This is a genomic window from Micromonospora sp. ALFpr18c (genome assembly GCF_008868155.1).
GTDB lineage: Bacteria > Actinomycetota > Actinomycetes > Mycobacteriales > Micromonosporaceae > Micromonospora.
The window spans coordinates 1-4251 of sequence record NZ_WBKR01000306.1 but is presented as its reverse complement, the minus strand read 5'-3'; the positions used below and the strand labels follow the sequence as shown (position 1 = coordinate 4251).

The following is a 4251-nucleotide window of genomic DNA, read 5'->3' as shown; positions in this document are numbered from 1 at the left end:
AGGTACGCCTGGCCTGGACCCTGCACCAGGGCCGACACGTGCTGGCCATCCCCGGCACCGGCGCCGCCAACCTCATGATCACCGGGGTGGGGTCAGGTGGGCCAGGTCTTCGGGGGTCAGGGTCAGCGCTGCTGCGGCTATGTTCTGCTCCAGGTGTGCGGTGTTTCCGGTGCCGGGGATGGCCAGCACGTGTCGGCCCTGGTGCAGGGTCCAGGCCAGGCGTACCTGATGGGGGGTGACGCCGTGGGCACGCGCGACGGCCGTGACCGCCTCGCCCTGGTCGGCGCTCGCGCCCGCCTCGCGGCCGGTGCCGGCGAGGGCGAAGAACGGCACGTAGGCGATGCCCCGCTCGCCGCAGTCCCGGACGAACGCGTCCTGCTCCCGGTACGCGTCCACCCCGTAGTTGTTCTGCACGCAGACGACCGGCGCGATGCCCGCCACCTCGTCCAGGTGCTCGGGCCGCACGTTGGAGAGCCCGAGATGCCGGATCAGGCCGGCGGCTCGCAGCTCGGCCAGGGCGCCGAACCGGTCGGCCAGCGGCACCGTCGCGGGCCCCCGGCCGAGCCGCAGGTTCACCACGTCCACCTGGTCCAGGCCGAGCCGACGCAGGTTCTCCTCGACCTGGGCGCGCAGCTGCGCCGGGGTGCGCGCCTCGGTGAAGCCCGCCTCCGGGTCGTACCCGAAACCAACCTTGGTGACGATCACCAGATCCTCCGGGTACGGGGCGAGCGCCGCCCGGATCAACTCGGTGGCGTACCGGGCCGGCCCGGTGCCCACGCCCAGCGTTCCCCCCGGCGAGACGTAGAACGCGGCGGTGTCGATGTGGTTGACGCCCAGCTCCACGGCGCGGCGCAGCGCTGCGACGGCCCGTTCGCGGTCGGGGTTCGCCGTGATGCGCATCGAGCCGAAGCCCATCCGGTGCACGATGCGGTCGCCCAGGGTCCAGCTGCCCGCCGCGGCGGCGGTGATCTCGTCGATTGGCATCGGGCGACCGTAACGAGCCCGGGTGCGCGGCGCAGTCGGCCGCACACCCGATACCGCTGAGCTGCCGCCTGGGTTAGTTTTCTTGTGCTGGACGAGCCGGTTCGGCGGCGTGCGGCGGGCGCAGCACCGGCACCAGCAGCAGGGTCGGCAGCAGCAGCAGCGGCACCACGAGCAGCGCCCGCAGGGTGCCGACGTGGTCACCGAGCAGCCCCAGCAGCGGTGGCCCACCCAGGAACGCCGTGTAGCCGATCACCGCGACCACGCTGACCCGGACGGCCGCGTGCGCCTCCTCGTCGGCGGCGGCGCTCATCCCGACCGGGAAGCCCAGCGACGCGCCGAGGCCCCACAACGCGACGCCGACGATCGCCAGCGGCCCCGGGCCGGCCAGCACCGCCAGGCCCGCGCCGAGCACGGCGAGCCCGATGGTGCCGGTGAGCACCGGCACCCGGCCCCACCGGTCCAGCGCGACGGTCCCCGCGGTACGCCCGAGGGTCATGCCGACGACGAAGACGCCGAAGACCGTCGCGCCGGCCGCCTCGCTCAGGTCGCGGCCGTCCACGAACGCGACCGCCAGCCAGTCGTTCGCCGCACCCTCGGTGAACGCCGCCACCAGCACGAACAGCCCGATCAGCAGGGTGCGCGGCTCCCGCCAGGCGGCGAGCTGCGCACGGCGACGAGCAGCCGGGGTGGCGTCCGCCGGGTCGCCGGCCGGGTCGTGGGCGGAGGCCGGCAGGTACGTCCGCGCGGCGAGCGCGGTGCCGGTCAACACCACCACCGCCACCGCGGTCAGGTGCGCGCCGACGGCCACGTCCAGGCGGGCCGCCCCGGCACCGAGACCGGCACCGGCCACCGAACCGAGGCTCCACCCCGCGTGGAACCGGGGCATGATGGTCCGGCCGAGCCGCCGTTCCACGGCCGCGCCCTCGACGTTCATCGCCACGTCACAGGCCCCGGACCCGTAGCCCAGGGCGGCCAACCCGAGCGCGACCACGACGAACGACCCGGTCAGCGTGGCACCCACCCCCGCCACGGTCAGGCCGATCGCGACCAGCACGGTGGCCAGGGTCACGGTGCGGGCCGCACCGAGACGCTGGGCGAGCAGGCCGGACGTGGGCATCGCCAGCAGCGCCCCGATGCTCATCGCCAGCAGCAGCAGGCCGAGCCGGCCGGCGGACAGGTCCAACGCCTCGCGGACCGCCGGCACCCGGGAGAACCAGGTGCCGACCGCCAGTCCGTTGAGCGTGAAGGTGACGGCCACGCCGTTGCGGGCGACCAGCACGGCCCGCGACGGAGGAGGTGCGGCGTCCGGGGGTACGGATCGGGTGGTGGGGGCGCTCACGACGGCAGGTCCTCTTCCTCGACGGTGATCTCCTGGCACGATCGCACACCTGAGAGCGCTACCACCACAAGCCGGTGTCACCCCTTACCGACGTCAGACCGACCGGGCATGATGCGAACAGGCGTTCGTCCGACCGGGCGGATCGCCGCGGGAGGCGACGTATGACGACAGCGGCACACCGGCCGGCGACCCTGGAGGACGTCGCCCGGCTCGCCGGGGTGTCCCGGTCCACGGCGTCACGGGTCATCGCCGGCACCGGCTTCGCCTCGCCCTACGCCCGGGAACGAGTCACGACGGCCGTCGAGCGACTCGGCTACGTACCCAACCCGGCCGCCCGTGCGCTGGTGCGTGGCGTCGGCGTACGCCTCGTGGTGGCGGTCGCGGGGGCCAGCGCGGCGGTGCTCGACTGCCCGTACGTCCACCAGGTGGTCGGCTCGGCGGCGCGGGTCTGCACGCCCGCCGGCGTCGGGGTGGCGCTGCACTGGTTGCCGCTGGGCCAGCCGGGCGAGCTGGACCAGCTCGCCCGGGACCGCAGCGTGTGCGGCGTGGTGCTGGTCAACACCACCAACGAGCTGCTGGACGCCATACCCCGGTCGTTGCAGGGCCGGGTCGTGTCCATCGGCGTCGGATCGTCGGCCGTGCCGTCGTTCGACGTCGACAACGCCGCCGGCGCCGGCGAGGTGCTGCGTCACCTGTACGCCACCGGTCGCCGCCGGATCGCCATGGTGACCGGCCCGCAGTGGCTGCCCTGCTCGCGACGCCCCGTGGACGCGTACCGCGGGCTGATGCGCCAGGCGGGCCTGCCGGAGCGGATCCTGCCCGGCGACTTCTCCGCGGCGCGGGGCCGGAGCGCCGCCGGCGAGGCGCTGCGACGCTGGCCGGACGTCGACGCCATCTACGCGATCAGCGACGAGACCGCCTTCGGGGTGATCGCCGCGCTGCGCGACGAGGGCGTACGGGTGCCGGGCGACGTCGCGGTGGCCGGCTTCGACGACATCCCCCTCGCCGCGATGACCGCCCCGGCGCTGACCACCGCCAGCCACCCGGTGGGACGCATCGCGACCGCCGCGGCCATTGCCGTGCTGGACGGGCGTCCGGCCGCCCCGGTGACCCTCTTCCCGTCCGCCCTGGTCGCCCGCGCCAGCGCCTGAGCACCCCGCCGGTTAAGGCCGGGCGGGCCGGGTAACCGCGTCGCACGTGCCGCCGACCGTGGGGAGTGGTGATCCGTGTCCGACCCCGCGCCGCCACACCGGGAACCGGCGCAGGACCCTCGGCGAGGTCGGCTGACCACACGCCCCCATCCGCCGGTGGCGCCGGCACCCACCGGGCACCTGCCGCTGACCGACGCCGACGGCCGTCCGCTGGGCATGGCGTACGCCCCGCCGCGCACCGACGCGCCGTACCGGCTGGTGCTGCTCCTGCACGGGGCGGGCGGCTCGGCGCGCCACGCACTGGACCTGCTGCTGCCGGTCGCGGACGCGCACCACCTGCTGCTGATGGCCCCGCAGTCGTCGGCGGCGAGCTGGGACCTGATCGCCGGCGGCTTCGGCGTCGACGTCAGGCGCATCGACGGGCTGCTCGCGACCGCGTACGACGGCTACCCGGTGCGGGACGTGACGCTCGGCGGTTTCTCCGACGGCGCCTCGTACGCGTTGTCGCTGGGCCTGGCCAACGGCGACCTGATCGACGCGGTGCTGGCCTTCTCCCCCGGTTTCGCCGCGCCGCCGGCCACCCACGGCCGGCCACGGATCTTCGTCTCGCACGGGGTGGACGACCGCGTGCTGCCCATCGACGTGTGCAGCCGCCGGCTCGTCCCACGCCTGCACGAACGCGGCTACGCCGTCAGGTACGAGGAGTTCCCCGGCGGCCACGAGGTGCCATCCCCCGTCCGCGACGCCGCCACCACCTGGCTGACCACCCCACCCCTG

General features: G+C 75.0%; 4 protein-coding genes. 2 read left to right on the top strand and 2 right to left on the bottom strand.

Annotated features, from left to right (window positions below; translation table 11 throughout):
- Positions 1-78: 78 nt before the first annotated feature.
- A complete protein-coding gene (locus F8271_RS30095) occupies positions 79-984 on the bottom strand; it encodes an aldo/keto reductase (RefSeq protein ID WP_151493185.1) in 906 nt (301 codons plus the stop codon).
- Between the two features lie 73 nt (positions 985-1057).
- The gene (locus tag F8271_RS30090; protein ID WP_151493184.1) at positions 1058-2323 is read right to left on the bottom strand and encodes an MFS transporter; all 1266 of its coding nucleotides are present in this window, start codon (positions 2321-2323) and stop codon (positions 1058-1060) included.
- A gap of 161 nt (positions 2324-2484) precedes the next feature.
- On the opposite strand from F8271_RS30090, the gene F8271_RS30085 reads away from it, so the two are divergent.
- Together F8271_RS30085 and F8271_RS30080 are read left to right on the top strand one after the other, a co-directional pair.
- On the top strand, positions 2485-3474 hold the full coding sequence (locus tag F8271_RS30085; protein WP_151493183.1) for a LacI family DNA-binding transcriptional regulator: 990 nt from the start codon (positions 2485-2487) through the stop codon (positions 3472-3474).
- A 156-nt stretch (positions 3475-3630) separates the two neighbouring features.
- Positions 3631-4251 (top strand): alpha/beta hydrolase (locus F8271_RS30080; RefSeq protein ID WP_225854863.1); only part of this gene is annotated, 621 nt, incomplete at its 3' end.